The organism is Caulobacter sp. NIBR1757 (genome assembly GCF_027912495.1).
Taxonomy (GTDB): Bacteria; Pseudomonadota; Alphaproteobacteria; order Caulobacterales; family Caulobacteraceae; genus Caulobacter.
In genome coordinates this window covers 4275857-4293969 of sequence record NZ_CP115463.1, presented here as the reverse complement: position 1 = coordinate 4293969, position 18113 = coordinate 4275857, and the positions used below count along the sequence as shown (strand labels likewise).

At 68.4% G+C, this 18113-nt stretch carries 16 protein-coding genes, 1 tRNA gene and 1 pseudogene; 12 read left to right on the top strand and 6 right to left on the bottom strand.

Translation table 11 applies throughout. From position 1 onward, the window contains the following. Positions 1-280: 280 nt before the first annotated feature. The 5 genes from O5I81_RS20585 (at position 281) to O5I81_RS20565 (ending at position 5451) form a co-directional block, all read left to right on the top strand. Positions 281-736 carry a hypothetical protein gene (locus tag O5I81_RS20585; RefSeq protein WP_271066734.1) on the top strand — a complete coding sequence of 152 codons (456 nt, stop codon included), beginning with the start codon at positions 281-283 and terminating at the stop codon, positions 734-736. 71 nt (positions 737-807) lie between these two features. Beyond that, entirely contained in the window at positions 808-2160 is a 1353-nt protein-coding gene (locus O5I81_RS20580; RefSeq protein WP_271066733.1) for an O-antigen ligase family protein, read from the top strand. Between the two features lie 16 nt (positions 2161-2176). Then, complete coding sequence (locus tag O5I81_RS20575; RefSeq protein WP_271066732.1) at positions 2177-3454, top strand: nucleotide sugar dehydrogenase; 1278 nt, start codon at positions 2177-2179, stop codon at positions 3452-3454. 37 nt (positions 3455-3491) lie between these two features. Continuing rightward, positions 3492-4502 carry an NAD-dependent epimerase gene (locus tag O5I81_RS20570; RefSeq protein WP_271066731.1) on the top strand — a complete coding sequence of 337 codons (1011 nt, stop codon included), beginning with the start codon at positions 3492-3494 and terminating at the stop codon, positions 4500-4502. Between the two features lie 10 nt (positions 4503-4512). Next, entirely contained in the window at positions 4513-5451 is a 939-nt protein-coding gene (locus tag O5I81_RS20565; protein WP_271066730.1) for an FkbM family methyltransferase, read from the top strand. A gap of 133 nt (positions 5452-5584) precedes the next feature. Here the strand turns inward: O5I81_RS20565 and O5I81_RS20560 are convergent. Together O5I81_RS20560 and O5I81_RS20555 are read right to left on the bottom strand one after the other, a co-directional pair. Further along, a pseudogene (locus O5I81_RS20560) lies at positions 5585-5776 on the bottom strand (hypothetical protein); the annotation flags it as partial. Between the two features lie 128 nt (positions 5777-5904). Beyond that, positions 5905-5980, bottom strand: a tRNA-Ser gene (locus tag O5I81_RS20555). Between the two features lie 308 nt (positions 5981-6288). Between O5I81_RS20555 and O5I81_RS20550 the strand changes: the two genes are divergently transcribed. Further along, a complete protein-coding gene (locus O5I81_RS20550) occupies positions 6289-6780 on the top strand; it encodes a hypothetical protein (RefSeq protein WP_271066729.1) in 492 nt (163 codons plus the stop codon). A gap of 210 nt (positions 6781-6990) precedes the next feature. On the opposite strand, the gene O5I81_RS20545 is transcribed toward O5I81_RS20550, so the two are convergent. Further along, on the bottom strand, positions 6991-7188 hold the full coding sequence (locus tag O5I81_RS20545; RefSeq protein WP_271066728.1) for a hypothetical protein: 198 nt from the start codon (positions 7186-7188) through the stop codon (positions 6991-6993). A gap of 369 nt (positions 7189-7557) precedes the next feature. On the opposite strand from O5I81_RS20545, the gene O5I81_RS20540 reads away from it, so the two are divergent. Genes O5I81_RS20540 through O5I81_RS20530 form a run of 3 tightly spaced genes read left to right on the top strand, consistent with a single transcriptional unit; the run spans position 7558 to position 10906 of the window. Further along, positions 7558-8613 carry an EpsG family protein gene (locus tag O5I81_RS20540; protein ID WP_271066727.1) on the top strand — a complete coding sequence of 352 codons (1056 nt, stop codon included), beginning with the start codon at positions 7558-7560 and terminating at the stop codon, positions 8611-8613. After that, positions 8610-9638, top strand: coding sequence for a polysaccharide pyruvyl transferase family protein (locus O5I81_RS20535; RefSeq protein WP_271066726.1), 1029 nt, complete (start codon positions 8610-8612; stop codon positions 9636-9638). The genes O5I81_RS20540 and O5I81_RS20535 overlap by 4 nt, the downstream gene beginning before the upstream one ends. Further along, positions 9635-10906 carry a hypothetical protein gene (locus O5I81_RS20530; RefSeq protein WP_271066725.1) on the top strand — a complete coding sequence of 424 codons (1272 nt, stop codon included), beginning with the start codon at positions 9635-9637 and terminating at the stop codon, positions 10904-10906. Before O5I81_RS20535 ends, O5I81_RS20530 begins: the two co-directional genes overlap by 4 nt. Before the next feature lie 222 nt (positions 10907-11128). Here the strand turns inward: O5I81_RS20530 and cysN are convergent, their stop codons facing one another. From cysN to O5I81_RS20515, 3 genes are all read right to left on the bottom strand, one after another. Further along, the gene (gene cysN / locus O5I81_RS20525; RefSeq protein ID WP_271066724.1) at positions 11129-13021 is read right to left on the bottom strand and encodes a sulfate adenylyltransferase subunit CysN; all 1893 of its coding nucleotides are present in this window, start codon (positions 13019-13021) and stop codon (positions 11129-11131) included. A gap of 169 nt (positions 13022-13190) precedes the next feature. Further along, on the bottom strand, positions 13191-14105 hold the full coding sequence (gene cysD / locus O5I81_RS20520) for a sulfate adenylyltransferase subunit CysD (protein WP_271066723.1): 915 nt from the start codon (positions 14103-14105) through the stop codon (positions 13191-13193). 94 nt (positions 14106-14199) lie between these two features. Further along, positions 14200-15342 carry an AGE family epimerase/isomerase gene (locus tag O5I81_RS20515; protein ID WP_271066722.1) on the bottom strand — a complete coding sequence of 381 codons (1143 nt, stop codon included), beginning with the start codon at positions 15340-15342 and terminating at the stop codon, positions 14200-14202. A 145-nt stretch (positions 15343-15487) separates the two neighbouring features. On the opposite strand from O5I81_RS20515, the gene O5I81_RS20510 reads away from it, so the two are divergent. From O5I81_RS20510 to O5I81_RS20500, 3 genes are read left to right on the top strand one after another with little or no spacing between them, the layout of a single operon-like run. Continuing rightward, positions 15488-16765: a cytochrome P450 gene (locus O5I81_RS20510; RefSeq protein WP_271066721.1), complete on the top strand. Its 1278-nt coding sequence runs from the start codon at positions 15488-15490 to the stop codon at positions 16763-16765. Positions 16766-16767: 2 nt separating this feature from the next. Continuing rightward, entirely contained in the window at positions 16768-16941 is a 174-nt protein-coding gene (locus O5I81_RS20505) for a rubredoxin (protein WP_271066720.1), read from the top strand. After that, complete coding sequence (locus O5I81_RS20500; protein ID WP_271066719.1) at positions 16938-18092, top strand: acyl-CoA dehydrogenase family protein; 1155 nt, start codon at positions 16938-16940, stop codon at positions 18090-18092. The genes O5I81_RS20505 and O5I81_RS20500 overlap by 4 nt, the downstream gene beginning before the upstream one ends. Positions 18093-18113 lie beyond the last annotated feature (21 nt).

Genomic DNA, 18113 nt, shown 5'->3' with positions numbered 1-18113 from the left:
GGTTGATCTCGAGTTAAGAGAATATTGACGATAATCCGGCGTTTGTGGCGACGGAAGTCGCCGTCGGCGTCGTGTAACAGATTGGTGCGTCGGTGTTTTCCTGCGAACGGAACACTTTCGGACACAGTGCGCTTAGAACAGTGGCAGATTCGCCGCGCGGGGTTCAAAAAACATGGGTTTTCGGCCTAACGCCGGTTGCCGTGTCGGAGAGCCTGAGGTATTGGCTAGATCGTTCTGTGGCGCAACGTCGCATGGGACAGGTCGCTTTGAGGGGTATGCAATGATCCGGAAACTTATCGTCGCCGCTTCGGTTGGCCTTCTGCTCACGGGCCAGGTGGCCATGGCTGCGGAAGGCGCGCGCCTCGGCGGCGTGCAGGGCTCCGTGCTGGTGAACCAGAATGGCCGGTTCGTGCCGGTAACGTCTTCGACGGTGTTGAAAGCCGGCGACCGCGTGATGGCGATGGATGGCTCGGCCACCGTCACCTACGGGTCGGGCTGCAGCGTCGCCGTCTCGGCCCGCTCGATGGCCATCGTTGGCGACAGCGCGACCTGCGCCGGCGGCTCCAGCAATGTGGTCCGCGCCGCCTACCAGGACGACCAGGAAGGCTACGGCGATGCGCCCACCGACCCGGCCGGCCAGGGCTGGGACTTCTGGACCTGGGCCACCTTCGGCGTCATCACCGTCGGCGCCATGGCTGTCGCCATCAACGACGGCAACGACCCGTCTTCCCCGTAGGATTTCGGGCTCTGCCCGGTCGATCTGAGTATCTGTAGTCAAGAGCCGCGAGGGGCCGTTTCAAAAACGCCATGACCTCGCGGCTCTTTTCTTTTGCCTGCGCCGGCTTCCTGTTGACGGCCCTGCTGATCGGCGGGGCGACCCGGGAAGAGGTCATTGCCCCCGACATCGTCGGCCTGCTGGCCCTGCCCCTGCTCGGCTGGGCCATCTGGCGGCTGCGGGACCGCCCCGTAGAACGATCCGAACGCCTGGCCTTCGCCATCCTGGCCGGCTGCTTCCTGGTCGGGCTGATCCAGCTGATTCCCCTTCCGCCGGGCCTGTGGACCGCCCTGCCGGGCCGCGGCCGCATCGTTGACGACCTGGCCGCCGCCGGCCTCACGCCGGGCTGGGCCCCGATCAGCCTCAGGCCCCAGGCCACGGTCTCGGCCCTGCTGTGCCTGATTCCCGCCGCCGCCCTGTTCCTCGCCTCCCGCACCCTGGACCAGCCCGGCCGCCGCCGGCTGGTGCTGCTCATCCTCGGCGTCGGCATCGCCAGCGCCGTGGTCGGCGGGCTGCAGGTCGTCGGCGGGCCGGACAGCCCCTTGCGCTTCTATGCGGTCACCAACCCCGAGCCGGCCGTCGGCTTCTTCGCCAACCGCAACCACCTGGCCTCCCTGTTCGTCTGCCTTGTGCCGTTCGCGGCGCTGGAAGCCCTCGAGGCCGCCGCGCGCCGCCCCGTCGGCCGGGTGCGCATCGCCATCATGCTGGCGCTGGTCCTGCTGGCGGGGGCCGGGGTGCTGATGACCCAGTCGCGGGCCGGCGCCCTGTTGCTCGGCCTCGGCCTGCTCGGCGCCGTCGCCATGGGCTGGCGGGCCGGGCTGGCGAAGGACCGGGGCCGTCTGGTCCTGGCTGGCGGCGTGCTGCTGCTCGGCCTCGCCGCGGTCAGCGCGCCCCTGGTCTTCGGCAGCGTCTTCGATCGCCTCGGCGGCGGCTTCGACACCGAGATTCGCATTCCGGCCGCCCAGGTCGCCTCGGGCGCCGCCTTGACCTACGCCCCCTTCGGCTCGGGTCTCGGCAGCTTCGTGCCGATCTACATGATGCACGAGACCTCGGGCTCGATGCAGAACACCTATGTCAACCACGCCCACGACGACTGGCTGGAACTGCTGGTCGAGACCGGCCTGCTCGGCGCCGCGGTGATGGCCGCCTTCCTGGTCTGGTTCGGGCGGACCGCCCTGCGCGCCTGGCGGCAGCGTTCCGGTCCGGACGCCTCCAGAGGCGGCGGAACCGGCGCCCGGGCGGCCAGTCTGGTCATCGGCCTCTTGCTCGCCCACAGTCTGGTCGACTATCCCCTGCGCACACCGGCGATGATGTGTGTCTTCGCCCTGGCCTGCGGTCTGATGCTGGCGCCCCGCGCCGCCTCTGCCGACCGGGCCGAGTCATAGTTTCCGGAGCTTTCGAATGCTGTCCCTGAGCAATGCCCGCATCGCGGTTATCGGCCTTGGCTATGTCGGCCTGCCGCTGGCCGTGGCGTTCGGCAAGCAGTTCGACACCCTCGGCCTCGACCTGTCGGCCCCGCGAATCGCCGCCCTCAAGTCTGGGGTCGATCACACCCTGGAGGTCACCTCGGACGAACTGGCCGCCTCCAGCCGCCTGGCCTTCAGCGACAAGCCCGCCGACCTGGCCGGCCGCAACATCTTCATCGTCACCGTCCCCACCCCCATCGACGAGGCCAAGCGCCCCGACCTCACCGCCATTCGCAAGGCCAGCGAGAGCATCGGCGTCCACCTGACCCCCGGCGCTATCGTCGTCTACGAATCGACCGTCTACCCCGGCTGCACCGAGGAGATCTGCGTCCCGATCCTCGAGAAGATGTCGGGCCTGACCTTCAACAAGGACTTCTTCTGCGGCTACAGCCCCGAGCGCGCCAACCCGGGCGACAAGCTGCACCGCCTCGACACCATCACCAAGGTCACCGCCGGCTCGACGCCGGAGGCCGCCGACCTGATCGACGCCCTCTACGCCAGCGTCGTCACCGCCGGCACCCACAAGGCCAGCTCGATCAAGGTCGCCGAGGCCGCCAAGGTCATCGAGAACACCCAACGCGACCTGAACATCGCCCTGATCAACGAGATCGCCATGATCTTCGGCAAGATGGGCATCGACACCCTGGAGGTGCTGCAGGCGGCCGGCACCAAGTGGAACTTCCTGCCCTTCCGCCCCGGCCTGGTCGGCGGCCACTGCATCGGCGTCGATCCCTACTACCTGACCCACAAGGCCCAGGAGATCGGCCACCACCCGGAGGTTATCCTCGCCGGCCGCCGCATCAACGACGGCATGGCCGCCTACGTCGCCAGCCAGATCCTCAAGCTCATCCTCGGCCGCGGCATCAATCCGATCGGCGCAAAAGTCCTGGTCCTCGGCCTCGCCTTCAAGGAAGACTGCCCCGACCTGCGCAACACCAAGGTCAAGGATCTGGTCGACGAGCTGAAGTCCTACGGCCTCGACATCGACATCCACGACCCCTGGGTCGACCCGGCCGAGGCGGTGCATGAGTACGGCCTGACCCTCAACCCCGAGCCCCGGCAGGGCGACTACGCCGCCGTCGTCCTCGCCGTCGCCCACAAGCAGTTCCTGGCCCTCGGCGCCGAGGGCGTGCGGGCCTTCGGCAAGCCCGGCGCGCCGCTCTACGACGTCAAATCGGCCCTGCCGCGCGACAAGGTCGACGGACGCCTTTAAGGGTGTGCCGGATAGCGGCGACAGGGAACGCGCAAGAATGAAGGTCATGGTCACCGGCAGCGCCGGCTTCATCGGCTCGGCGGTCTCGTTGAAGCTGCTGGCGCGCGGCGACGAGGTCATCGGCCTCGACGTCATGAACGACTATTATGACCCGGCGTTGAAGCGCGCCCGCCTGGCCCGCACCCTCGACCACGACAACTACACTGCGCTGCAGATCGACCTCGCCGACCGCGAGGCGATGGAGGCGGCCTTCGCCAAACACCAGCCCCAGCGGGTCATCAACCTCGCCGCCCAGGCCGGGGTGCGCTACGCGGCGACCAACCCGCACGTCTATGTGCAGTCCAACGTCACCGGCTTCCTGCACATTCTCGAGGGCTGCCGCCACAACGGCGTCGAGCACCTGGTCTTCGCCTCGACCAGCAGCGTCTACGGGGCCAACACCAACATGCCCTTCACGGTGCACGACAGCGCCGAACACCCGCTGACCCTCTATGCGGCGACCAAGAAGGCCAACGAGCAGATGGCGCACAGTTACGCCCACCTCTACGGCTTTCCCTGCACGGGCCTGCGCTTCTTCACCGTCTACGGCCCCTGGGGCCGGCCGGACATGGCCCTGTTCCTGTTCACCAAGAAGATCCTGGCCGGCGAACCGATCCAGGTCTTCAACCACGGCAAGCACAAGCGCAGCTTCACCTACATCGACGACATCGTCGAAGGCGTCGTCCGCGTGCTCGACCAGCCGGCCGCGCCGGACCCGGCCTGGGACAGCAACAATCCCGACCCCGCCACCAGCAACGCCCCCTACCGATTGTTCAACATCGGGGCGGAGCAGCAGGTCGAGCTGTTGCGCTACATCGAGGTGCTGGAAGAGTGCCTCGGCCGCAAGGCGATCATGGAAATGCTGCCCCTGCAGCCCGGCGACGTGCCTGATACCGAGGCCGACGTCACCGATCTCGCCCGCGTCGTCGGCTACCAGCCGAAAGTGACGGTCGAGGAGGGGGTTCGCAACTTCGTCGACTGGTACCGCGGCTACAACGGTCCGCTCTAGGGGAATTGTGATGGCCGAGGCCGCTGGCAAGACCATCTCCGACAAGGACATGCGACGGATGAACTGGGGCGGCCTCAAGCCCCTGGTCCGCGACGCCCTCGCCCTGCCCGTGATCAATCCGGCCCTGATCGCCCTGGCCCGCGCCACCGGCGGAAACTGGAAGCACCGCCTGCCGGTCGCCGTCCGCTGCGCCAGCTACCGCACCCGGGATGGCCAGGAGGTGCGCCTGCTCGATCCGACCATCGACCAGATCGCCCGCGAGCTCTTCTGGCACGACGGCCAGCCCGGCCGGCGCGGTGATCGCCTGGCCATGCTGGCCCTGGAAATGATCAGCGCCGAGGCCGCCGTCTTCCTCGATATCGGCAGCTACACCGGCCTCTTCGCCCTGACCGCCGCCCGGGTGAACCCCGCCATCCGCAGCCACGCCTTCGAGATCGTCCCCGACAACCACCTGCTGATCCAGCGCAACATCGTCGAGAACGACCTGATCGGCCGCGTCCAGGCCCATCTTTGCGGTCTCGGCGGCGAGATGGGGGCCATGACCATGCCGCGCAGCAACAACCTCTCCAGCCTGGCCTCCTCCCTGTCGCTCGGCTCGACCTTCGAGGGCGGCATCTCCATTCCGGTCGAGACCCTCGACCACCGCTTCGCCGCCGAAACCGGCCCGATGGCCATGAAGATCGACGTCGAGGGTTTCGAGGGCGAGGTGCTGCGCGGCGGCATGCAGACCCTGCAACGGCTCAAGCCCGACATCATCTGCGAGGTTCTGCGCGGCCACGGCGAGGCGGTGCAGGCGGCCCTCGGCCCCCTCGGCTATCGCTTCTGGCGCTTCACCGACGACGGCATGGTCGCCGCCGCCACCATCGAAGGGGTCAAGCGCGACCGCGACTGGTTCCTCTCGGCCCGCCCGGACGCGGAGGCCTTCGTGGCCCGCCTCGAGGCGGATTGAAGGTCGACGCGATACGGGCTTGCGTGATCGCCAATGAGGCGCCGGCCGAGTCTTTCCTCTTCTCCCTAGGCTTTCCTGAAACGCGGCGTTGTCGGGCCCTTTGATCACGTCTCGGAAGCGCCCTCTCGCGCTCTTGAACCTGGGCGCAGCTGAGGTTGCGGAAGGCCGCTTCCTGATAGGCCCCGAGGGCGGCACCGGCATCGTTTAGAAGCTTCGCCACGGCGTTCTTGCTAGCGTGCGTCAACCGCGTCACGGCGCGGATCGGCATGCCTTCACACAGCAAGTGAAGGATGTGCGCGCGTTCCTCGGAAGTGCGCTTGTTCATGACGGGAACGACATCACGAATGATGCACGTTACTCAAGCATTGGGAGTCAGTCTAATAGCCGAGTCGGATCAAGCACTTAGCGGTGACCGCCAGCGATTTGACAAACAAATTCAATGTGCTAGAAAGATGGTGCCCCCGCCGGGACTCGGACCCGGAACCTTCATCTTAGCGGGACGACGCTCTATCCATTGAGCTACGGGGGCAACAGGGGTCGCGCCGAAGCGAACGGCAAGGGACTGGAATCCCCTGCCGACTGCTTCGGCTCTAGACCCTCCTAACGGGTGGTAACCAACTCACCGCCTGTTCCTTTCCTTAGCTGCACTAAGACCCCTCCGGCCGAATCCAAAAGCGAGCCGGGGGGTCGCATCTGCTCGTATACGTGTCCGCTGGTCGCGTTGCAACCCGTTCGGCGTTTGCGCATCATTTATCCCCACAAACGCAACGCGGCCCCCGAACTTGCGCAAACCAACGTTTGCTGCCATACGTGCGCCTCGGTTTTGGGATGCCTGTCATGGAAGATATGGAAGCGTTCATGCGCGATAAGATCGCGCGCCTACGCGCCGAGGCGGACGCCTTGGAGAAGACCCTCAAGGAATACCTGTCGGTTCAGGCAAGGGTAGCCGGGGCGGCGCGTCGGTCTGGAGACCACCCCCGGTCTGGCGCTTTCGGCGTCATTCTAGAGGCCATCGGAAAGGCAGGGCCGAACGGCATGACCCTGGACGAGATGATCGACGCCGCGAAGGACGAGGGATACGAGGTGAAGCGGAACACGCTTCGCTCCCAAATCTGGTCAGCGAAGGAAGAGGGCGTGCTCAGTCAGATCGAGCCCGGCCGTTACCGCGTTCCCCTTGTCCCGAAGCCGCCGCCACCGCCGCGCGAGCGAACTGCAGAGGAAGCGTTCGGGGTCCCTCAATCCGGCGGGTTCGGAGGCGGCTCGCGCGCCCAGCCCACGGGACCGCGAGAGGATTTCGGCGCGGACCTAGACGACGAAATTCCGTTCTAGTCATTCGCCCAGCGCTTCGCGGCGGCTTTTCGGGCGATTTCGCATCGTTGCTTAGGCGTCAGGGCCTCGGCCCTCGCCTTACCGCCTCGAAGCCCCCCAGCCCGCGCAATCTCTGTGCGTTGGCTGTCGGGGGCGGCCGGGCTTTTCTCCACCTCTCCCGTCGCGATCCCGGCGATCATCTTCGCCAGTTGGTCCGCGTCGCGAGGGCGCCTAGGCGTCCTCGTCACGAGCGGCCTGATACTTGTCGATAAGCGCCTGCAGATTGGCCGCTTGGTCTTTGATCCGCTGAACCTCTTCCGCGCTATAAGGGCGGTGCGCAGTGCCGTTGGCGATCTCGGCCAGCGCGTCCTGCTCCAGCTTCAGCATGGAGCGCCAGCTATTGATCATGGGGTCGTCAGAGTCGGTCATGTCTGCATAATAACTGACGGCCGGCCGGTGGCGCCATCATTCTCAACGGCGCTAAATTTCAAAGTGACCTACTACCGACGAAGCCCTGCGCGGCATCGCTGGCAAGCGCCTGACCTATCGGCGGATTGCTTGACCCAGTAATTTCCGTGTCACTCCCGGTCCCAGCTCGCCCTCAATCTCAGGGCCGGCTTGTCCGGGCGACACACTTGGGTACATCGACTGCTGTGTCACGTAATGCCGCCCTCGCGGAAGTGGCTCAAATCCGACTTCGGGGCATATGCGATTGCCCTGCGACGGGGGGGAAGGGTAGGTAACGTTTGATATCAGGGGCGCCGCGATCCGCGCCCCGCTGAGGGGCGAATTGTCGGAATGATCCTCTACTGGACCATGTTCCTGCTGCCGATCATGGCCAGCATGTCGCCCTATCGCCTCGACCGCCTGTCGCGCGGGGGGGTGATGGTGCTGCTCGGCCTGGCGTTGACCGTCATCATCGGCCTGCGCGACCACGTCGGCCACGACTGGTCGAACTACATGAAGATGTTCGAGCGCGCCGCCTCCTCGGACTTTTCCTACGTTCTCACCTCGGTCGAGCCCGGCTACGCCTTCCTCAACTGGGCCAGTTCGCGCCTCGGCTGGGGCATCTACGGGGTCAACGCCGCCTGCGCGGCCGTCGTCGTCTTCGGCCTGTTCCAGTTCCTCGAGCGCCAGCCCAACTTCTGGCGGGCCCTGGCCATCGCCACCCCGGTGCTGGTCATCGCCATCTCGATGGGCGCCACCCGCCAGGCGGTCGCCATCGGCTTCCTGATGATGGCCTTCAACGCCTTCCAGGACCGCAAGGTCATCCGCTACCTGGCCCTGGTCACCCTCGGGGTCATCTTCCACCGCTCGATGGCGGTGATGTTCCTGCCCGCCTGGTTCATCCACGGACGGCTGGCCATCTGGCCGCTGATCGTCGGCGGGCTGGTCTTCTTCGCCGCCTCGCTGTTCCTGCGCGACGCCGCCACCTACTACCAGACCAGCTACGTCGGCACCGACATCCAGGCCTCCGGGGCCCTGCCGCGCGCCGCCCTCAACGTGCTGGCCGCCGGCCTGTTCTTCTTCTACCGCAACAAGTGGATGGCCCGGTACGACGACGGGCCGATGTACACCATCATGTCCGGGGTCATCCTGCTGATGGCGCCGGCCGTGCTGTTCGCCGCCGCCGCCACCGACCGCATGAGCATGTACCTGCTGCCCATCCAGATCGGCATCTTCGCCCGCCTGCCCAACCTGGTGCCGCCGCAGTTCCGGGTGCCGGTGATGATGGGCATCTACCTGTCTTTCGCCGTGCTGATGGCCGTCTGGCTGTTCTTCTCGCCCTTCGCCCAGATCTCCTGGGTGCCTTACGAGAACCTACTGTGGACGGGCGGGACCGCCGGCCTGTGACGGCCCGGCCAGGAAGCGGGGCCCCCGTCGTCCTCATCAACGACACCCGGGCCGACCTCCACCACGGGTGCTGGCGGGTGATGCGCACGCTGGAGGCCCAGCTGGCCCGCGCCGGCTTTGCCGTCATCGCCCGCGCCCCGGCCCATGCCGACTGGCGCCAGGACCCGGCCATCGTCGAGGCGATCCCCAGGGCCGCCCTGGTGGTCGTCAACGGCGAAGGCACGCTGCACCACGACCGCCCGGCCGGCGCGGCCCTGCTGGCCGCCGGCGCGGCGGCGAAGGCGGCGGGCGTGCCGGCCGCCCTGATCAACGCCAGCTGGGACGCCAACGGCCCGGCCTATACCCACGCCCTCGCCGACTTCGCCCTGGTCAGCGCCCGCGAGACGCGTTCGGCGGCGCAGATCCAGGCCGCCGGCCTCACCGCCCGCGTCGTCCCCGACCTGTCGGTCTTCGAAGCGGTCGCCCCGCCCGCCACCCGCGTCGGCGTCGGTTTCACCGACAGCGTCCTGCGCCCCGTCGCCCTCGACCTGGAGGCGGCCCGCAAGCGCCTGGGCGGCATCGCCCTGCCCATCCATTTCAACGCCCCGGGGCTCAAGGGGAGCTTGCGAAATCTCCGCGACGGCGTCGCCAAACGTGACCTCGCCGACCCCGGCTTCCTCGTCCGCTCGATCGCCGCCCGCCTCGCCTGGCGCGCCGCCGAGACCCGCGACGAGGCCGACTACATGGCGAAAATCGCCGCCCTGTCCCTGCTGGTTACCGGCCGCTTCCACGCCGCCACCTTCGCCCTGGCCGCCGGCACGCCGGTGCTGGCCGTCGAGTCCAACACCCACAAGATCGGCGCCACCTTCGACGACGCCGGCCTCGCCTCCTGGCGGCGCATCGCCCCGGCCGATCTCGACGCCGCCCTGCTGGCCCGCGCCGCCCGCTGGGAGCCGGAGGAGGCGCAGGCCCTGGCCGACTTCCTCGCCGACGGCCGCCGCCGGACCATCGCCCTGTTCGACGACTTGGCGAGCCTGGCCCGATGATCGCCCCCGCCCCGGACGACCTCTGGGCCCTCGAACTGGCCAAGGCGCGTCAGGCGGCCGGACCCGATGCGCCTGCTGGCGGCGGCTTCTGGCCCGCCGCCCTCATCGGCCTCGCCGCCTGGCTGCGCACCGTCCTGACCACCCCGGCCGGCGATCCGCTGCCGGACGCGCCCCTGGTCGCCGCCCTGCATGGCGAGATCGCCAACCGCACCCGCCATGTCATCACCGCCCTCGCCGCCGAGGCGCCGGACACCCCGGTCCTGCTGCTTGGCCGGCCACAGCTGGGCCGCGCCGCCCTGCGCCGCGCCCTGTCGGACGCCGGCCTGAGCGGCCCCCTGGTCCGCCCCTTCGACCTGCCCGGCGCCCTTGCCGCCCTGCCGGCCATCGTCCGCCGGCTCGGGCAGGGCGCCCGCGCCGTCGCCGCCGCCGACTGGCGCCCGGCGACCCGCGACCTCGCCGCCATCTGCTTCCGGGTCATGCTCGGCGAGACCCACGCCCGCTGGGCCGCCGCCCACATCCCCGCCGGCCCCCGCACCGTCGTCTTCGGCCACACCGGCGTCGCCGACAGCAATCTTCTGGAGCGGGCCGTGCAAGCGCGCGGCGCCCGCACCGTCCACTGGGTGCATGGCGTCAGCCTGGGCCTCAACTTCGTCGGCGGTTCCAACCTGGCCGTCTTCCAGTGCGGCGCCGACGCCCGCTGGCACCAGGCCCTCGGCGGCTACGACCGCACGATCAGTCTGCCCGCCGACGCCCCCGAACCGGCCGCTGGCGGGGACGGCTGGCTGGTGCTCTCCAACCTCGTCCACCCGATGAACGCCGACTATCGCCGCCACGGCCTGGCCGGCGAGATCGCGCTGCTGGAAGCGGTCGCCGCCGCCGCCGGCGACGCCCGCAAAGTCTGGAAGCCCCACCCCATCCTCGCCAGCCTCGAGGCCGACATCCGCGCTGCCATCGAGTCCCGCGCCGCCACCCTCGGTTTCACCCGCTGGCGCGAGGGCGACGACCTCGCCCGCGCCCGCGACTTCGCCGTTGTCGTTTCGACCCCCTCGACGGTGGCCCTCGATGTCCTGAAGCTCGGCGTCCTGCCGATCCTCTACGGCGGCGCCGATCTCGACCCGGCCAGCGCCATCGCCCAGCTGCCGCTCAAGGCCGACTCCGCCGCCACCCTGATCGAGGCCGCCGGCCGTCTCCCGGCCGCCGACTTCCACGCCGTCTGGTCCGCTATCGCCCCCGGCCGCGAGCCAACCCTCGCCGACCTCCTGGCCTGACATACCCGAGATTCAAATCGGTCTGACACGCCCCGTCCGGCCCGCCCGCCCACACAGGCGCCGCCCCGTGTCATCCACAGGGGTTCGGGGTGGTTTCGGGTAGGTCCAAACGCAGGTTCGCACCGCGTTCGAGACGGTGTCGGGCGGGTGTTCGTGTGGACATAAGTGGTTGAAATAACTTGAAGAAATTTCAACCTGATCTGCTATAATGACTGCTTCATCCTAGTCGGCGCCATCCAGCCAGGCAACGATCACCTCCGCCGCCTCGACCGGCGTCAGGCCGGTGGTATCGACAGTGATCTCGGCGTGTTCCGGCTCCTCATAGGGGCTGTCCACCCCCGTGAAGTTCTTCAGCTGCCCGGCCCGCGCCTTGGCGTAGAGCCCCTTCACGTCCCGCTTCTCGGCCTCGGCCAGCGGGGTGGAGACGAAGACCTCGACGAACTCGCCTTCGCCCATCAGCTCTCGCGCCAGCCGGCGCTCGGCCCGGAAAGGAGAAATGAACGCCGTCAGCACGATCAGCCCGGCGTCGACCATCAGCCTGGCCACCTCGGCCACCCGGCGGATGTTCTCGACCCGGTCCTCCTCGGTGAAGCCGAGGTCGCGGTTCAGCCCGTGACGCACATTGTCGCCGTCGAGCAGGTAGGTATGGCGCCCGGCCGCATGCAGCCGCTTCTCGACCAGGTTGGCGATGGTCGATTTTCCGGCCCCGCTGAGGCCGGTGAACCAGACCACCCGGCCCTTCTGGCCCTTCTGGGCGGCGCGGGCCGCCTTGTCGACGTCGGTGGCCTGCCAGTGGATGTTGTCCGACCGGCGCAGGGCGAAGTGCAGCATGCCGGCCCCCACCGTCCGGTTGCTGATCCGGTCGATGAGGATGAAGCCGCCCAGGTCGCGGTTCTCGGCATAGGGGGTGAAGGGGATGGGCTTGCTGAGCGAGAGGTTGCAGACCCCGATCTCGTTGAGATCCAGCCGCTTGGCCGCCGTGTGCTCCAGCGTGTTGACGTTGACCCGGTACTTGGGCTCGGTGATCGTCGCCTGGACGGTCTGGGCCCCGATCTTCAGCAGGTAGGGCCGGCCGGGCAGCATCGGCTCGTCGTCCATCCACACCAGGGTAGCTTCGAACTGGTCGGCCACGGCGACCGGATCATCGGCGGCGGCGATGACGTCGCCTCTGGAGATGTCGATCTCGTCTTCCAGGGTCAGGGTGACCGACTGGCCGGCCACCGCCTGGTCCAGATCGCCTGGCAGCACGACGATGCGGGCCACCTGGCTTTCGCGGCCCGACGGCAGCACCCGGATGCGGTCGCCCGGCTTGACGGTCCCGGCCGCCACCTGGCCGGAGAAGCCGCGGAAGTCGAGGTTGGGCCGGTTCACCCACTGCACCGGCATGCGGAAGCTCTGGCCCTGCAGGTCGGCCTCGACCGGGGCCTCCTCCAGCCAGCGCATCAGCGGCGGGCCGTCGTACCAGGGGGCTTTCGCGGACTGTTCGGTGATGTTGTCGCCGTCCAGGGCGCTCATCGGAATGGCGGTAAAGCCGGTCAGGCCGATCTGGGCGGCGAAAGCCCGGTACTCGGCCAGGATCTCGTCGAACCGGGCCTGGCTCCAGTCGACCAGGTCCATCTTGTTGATGGCCAGGACGATGTTCTTGATGCCCAGCAGGCTGACCAGATAGCTGTGCCGCCGCGTCTGGGTCAGCACGCCCCGGCGGGCGTCGATCAGGATGACGGCGGCGTCGGCAGTCGAGGCGCCGGTGACCATGTTGCGGGTGTACTGCTCATGCCCGGGCGTGTCGGCGACGATGAACTTGCGGCTTTCGGTCGAGAAGAAGCGGTAGGCGACATCGATGGTGATGCCCTGCTCCCGCTCCGCCGCCAGCCCGTCGACCAGCAGGGCGAAGTCGATCTTCCCGCCTTGGGTGCCGACCTTTTTGGAGTCCGCCTCCAGCGCCGCCAGCTGGTCCTCGAAGATCATCTTCGAGTCATAGAGCAGCCGCCCGATCAGGGTCGACTTGCCGTCGTCGACGCTGCCGCAGGTGATGAACCGCAGCAGGCTCTTGTGGTGATGCGCCTCGAGATAGGCGTCGATGTCCTCGGCGATGAGGTTTGAAACGTGGGCCATTACACCACCCCCCGCTCATCCCGGCGAATGCCGGGACCCAGCCGCGTGATCTCGATGTCGGAAGATTGGAACTGAACAGACCGTTGCAAGCCGAGGCTACCCGGAAGCGCCAGCGCTCTGGCGGCTGGGTCCCGGCATTCGCCGGGATGAGCGGAAGGGGGGAGCTTCATCAGAAATACCCCTCCTGCTTCTTCTTCTCCATCGAGGCCGCCTGGTCGTGGTCGATCATCCGGCCCTGGCGTTCCGAGGTCGTGGTCAGCAGCATTTCCTGGATGATCTGCGGCAGGGTGGTGGCCGTGCTCTCGACCGCGCCGGTCAGCGGGTAGCAGCCGAGCGTCCTGAACCGCACCGACTTCATCATCGGCGTCTCGCCGTCGCGCAGCGGCATGCGGTCGTCATCGACCATGATCAGCGTGCCGTCGCGCTCCACCACCGGCCGCACCGCCGAATAGTAGAGGGGCACGATGGGGATGTTTTCCAGGTGGATGTATTGCCAGATATCCAGCTCGGTCCAGTTGGAGATCGGGAACACCCGGATGCTCTCGCCCGGCTGTTTGCGCGCATTGTAGAGCTTCCACAGCTCCGGCCGCTGGTTCTTGGGGTCCCAGCGGTGGCCGGCGGAGCGGAACGAAAACACCCGCTCCTTGGCCCGGCTCTTCTCCTCGTCCCGGCGGGCCCCGCCGAAGGCCGCGTCGAAGCCGTACTTGTCGAGCGCCTGCTTGAGGCCTTCGGTCTTCCACAGGTCGGTGTGGGTGGCGCTGCCGTGGTCGAAGGGGTTGATGCCGGCGGCCTCGGCCTCCGGATTCTTGTGGACCAGCAGCTCGAAGCCCAGCTCCTTGGCCATGCGCTCACGCATCTCGTACATGGCCTGGAACTTCCAGGTCGTATCGACGTGCAGCAGCGGGAACGGCGGCTTGGAGGGATAGAAGGCCTTGGCGGCCAGGTGCAGCATCACGGCGCTGTCCTTGCCGATCGAGTACAGCATCACCGGCCGCTCGGTCTCGGACACGACCTCGCGCATGATGTGGATGCTCTCGGCCTCCAGGCGCTGCAGGTGGGTCAGGCGGGCGGGGCTAAGCGTCATGTACGGCTCGGACGGGAGGGGCGTGCGTGCGCCGAGGGGGCGTTTGCGTCGCGGTGGGACTTAAGGAGGCCGGGGGCGGGGCGCAAACGAGCGATCATGATGACGCTGTCAGACAAGCTTCATCCAGCGCCTGGATAGCCCCGACGATGTGATAGAGGGTCGAGGCCGGCGACGGCTCGTCACGGAACGATCCGTCCGCCTCCATGGTCTCGAACCAAAGACCGGGACGGGGCGTGGCGAGATAGCGTAGCAGGCTTTCAGCTCCGAGCCTGGCGATCGGCCAGCCGATTTGCGGAACAAGCCCTGCCAGCAAAGCGCCGGCCCGGGTGCGCTCTGTCTGTGGCCACAGGCGCGCCGTCAAGTCGGTGGGCTTGCGGGCTTGATCCAGGGCGGCGATCGCCACACCGCGCAGCACATCGATTCCCGTAATCTCTGCCATGACAATCAGCGTCCTGGCCCACTGCCTGGAAGCGTCATTGTCGGCGAGCGACGCATGACGCAACAGCAGGAAGCCCCACTCGAACTGGTGCCCCGGCTCGACCTCCGCTTCGGGCAACGGCGCCCAGTCGAGATCGAACAGCTCCGGCAGCGTGGTATCCTTCTGGATCAGCCTCTCCCGCGCCAGCCGGGCGATGCGGTTGGAAAGGTCCGCCCAGCCGCCGTCGTCCCCGGCCTCGCGCCAGGCCAGCGCCGCCTCGAACAGATGCATCAGCGGATTGGCCCGCAGCGGCGGGCCGCGCGTGGCGTCGTCATGCACCCCGCCGTCGGGACGCCCCATCGCCTGGTTCAATGCCCCCCGCATCCGCTGGGCCAGCGACTCCAGCCCATGCCCCGGCCCCAGCGCCTGCCGCGCGGCCGACAGCGCCAGCAGGCCGAAGGCCTGTTCATAGGGCTGGGCGCTGTCATCGACCGGCCCCCCGGCTGCATCGATGGAATACCGGAGCAGCCCGTCGGGCCGGGTCAGCGGCCCGTTCAGACTGCCCAGCCCATGGGCTACCGCCTCGCGCCAGGGCCCGTCCCAGCCCATCCGCCCGGCCTGGGCGTAGACCCAGGTCTGCCGCGCCGCCACCCGCGAGCGCCGGGGCGCATCGACCGGTTCAGCCTCCAGGGTCAGCTTCTCGAAGAACCCGCCCCGCGCATGATCGGTCCCCACATTCCACCACAGCGGCAGGGCGTCCTCGAACAGCCAGGCCTTCAGCCGGTCACGCAGGGTCAGGATGTCGGGCGGGGCTGGCACGCCCTGTCTTACGGCGCGGCGGCCGGCGGCTCAACAGGCCCGGCGTTGATGCAGATCAATCCGGGGCCCGTCCGGCGGTCGCATGGTTGCTCGAACGGCGTCGGACGGATCGGACCGTACAGAGCGCCCCGCAAGGACAGGAACCATGGCCCTCATTCCCGACACCATCGCCCGCACCATCATCGATCCCTTCGCCTATGCCGACGGGGATCGCGTCGATGAGGCCTTCACCTGGCTGCGGGCCAAGGCGCCCCTGGCCCAGGCCCATCCCGAGGGCTTCGATCCCTTCTGGGTGGTCACCCGCCATGCCGACATCCAGGCGGTCGAGCGCCAGAACGAGCTCTTTCACAACGGCGACCGCTCCACCGTCCTGACCACCATCGAGTCCGACAAGCAGGTGCGGGCCATGATGGGCGGCTCGCCCCACCTGGTCCGCGCCCTGGTGCAGATGGACAACCCCGATCACCGCGCCTACCGCCACCTGACCCAGGGCGCCTTCGTCCCCCAGAGCCTGCGCAAGCTGGAGGGCCGCATCCGCGAGATCGCCCGCGGCTTCGTCGATCGCATGTGCGACATGGGCGGCCAGTGCGACTTCGCCCGCGACGTCGCCTTCCTCTATCCGCTGCATGTGATCATGGAGCTGATCGGCGTGCCGGAGACCGACGAGGGCCGCATGCTGAAGCTGACCCAGGAGCTGTTCGGCAGCGCCGACCCCGACCTCAACCGCACCGGCTCGGCGGTGACCGATACGACCGAGGGGGTGGAGACGATCCAGTCGGTGGTCATGGACTTCATGACCTATTTCAACGCCATGACGCAGGACCGCCGGGAGAATCCGCGCGACGACCTGGCCAGCCTGATCGCCAACGGCAAGATCGACGGCCAGCCGCTCGGTCACATCGAGGCGATGGGCTACTACATCATCGCCGCCACCGCCGGCCATGACACCACCTCCTCGACCACCGCCGGCGCTCTCTGGGCCCTGGCCGAGCGGCCGGAGCTCTGGCAGCGGCTGCGGAACGATCCCTCGCTGGTCGGCGGGCTGATCGAAGAATCGATCCGCTGGGTCACCCCGGTGAAGCACTTCATGCGCACCGCCACCGAGGACACCGAACTGGCCGGCCAGAAGATCGCCAAGGGCGACTGGATGATGCTGTCCTATCCGTCCGGCAACCGCGACGAGGCGGTGTTCGACGCCCCCTTCGAGTTCCGCCTGGACCGCAGCCCCAACCGCCACGTCGCCTTCGGCTACGGCGCCCATGTCTGCTTGGGCCAACACCTGGCGCGGATGGAGATGCGCATCCTCTGGGAAGAGCTGCTGCAGCGGGTGGCCAGCATCGAGCTGGACGGGACGCCCAAACGCATGGCCGCCGCCTTCGTCTGCGGGCCGAAGTCCGTGCCGATCCGCTTCAAGCTGCACTAGCCATGAACGGTTTCTCGACCTGGCAATGCCGCACCTGCGGCTACCTCTATGACGAGGAACTTGGCGATCCGTCCGAGGGCCTGGCGCCGGGCACGCGCTGGGCCGACATCCCGGATGACTGGATCTGCCCCCTCTGCGGCACGCCGAAATCCGACTTCGACATGGTGCAGATATGAGCGACGAGGCCGCCTTCGTCGCCGAGGTCCGGGCCTTCCTGGACGAAGCCCTGACACCCGACCTGCGCGAGGCCGGCCGCAACACGCTGGGCGTCCATTCCGACATCGCCGCCTGCCGCCTCTGGCACAGTCGGCTGTATGCGCGCGGCTGGGCAGCCCCGGCCTGGCCGGTCGCCTGGGGCGGGGCCGGCTGGACCGCGCGCCAGCGCTTCCTGTTCGACCGCGAGCTGGTGGCGAACGACGCCCCGGTGCTGTTCGCCGGCGGTATCCGCAGCCTGGGCCCCCTGCTCATCGAAATGGGCACGGCCGACCAGCAGGCGCGCTTTATCCAGCCCATCCTGCGCGGCGACGACCTCTGGGCCCAGGGCTTCTCCGAACCCGGCGCCGGCTCCGACCTCGCCGCCATCTCGACCCGCGCCGTGCCCGTCCCCGGCGGCTACCGCGTCACCGGCTCGAAGATCTGGACCACCGGCGCCCACCATTCCAACCGCATGTTCGCCATCGTCCGCACCGGCGACTTCGAGCGCCGCCAGCAGGGCCTGACCTTCCTGCTGCTCGACATGGACAGTCCCGGCCTGACCGTGCGGCCCATCCTCGACCTGACCGGCGAGCGGGAGTTCAACGAGGTCTTCTTCGACGGCGTCTTCGTCCCCGAAGCCAATCGCGTCGGCCCCGAGAACGACGGCTGGACGGTGGCCAAGCGGCTGATGACCCTGGCCCGCTCCAACAACACCCCCTCGGCGCTTGTCGCCCGCAGCCTGCGGCGAGCCACCGACGCCATCACCGCCGGCGGCGAGACCATCGAGCCGTCCCTGCGCCGCCGCCTGACTGGCCTCCGGATCGAGCTCGACGCCTTCGCCCAGCTGGAACTGGCCGCCCTGCCCAGCGGCCGGGCCGAGGCCGGGGCGGCGGCCACCCCCTCCATGCTCAAGCTGATCGGCAGCGAACTGCACCAGCGGGTCTGTGAGCTGGCCATGGAGGCGGCCGGGCCGCAGGCCGGAGCCGCCCTCGCCGCCATCGGCATCAACGGCGCGGAACTGGATCAAGGCGCCCGGGCCATGGCCCGCCACCTCTGCCTGCGCGCCGCCAGCATCTATTCCGGCACCAGCGAGACCCAGCGCAACCTCATCGCCCGGCAACTCCTTGGCTAGGGCTTGGCGCGGGGGCCGGGG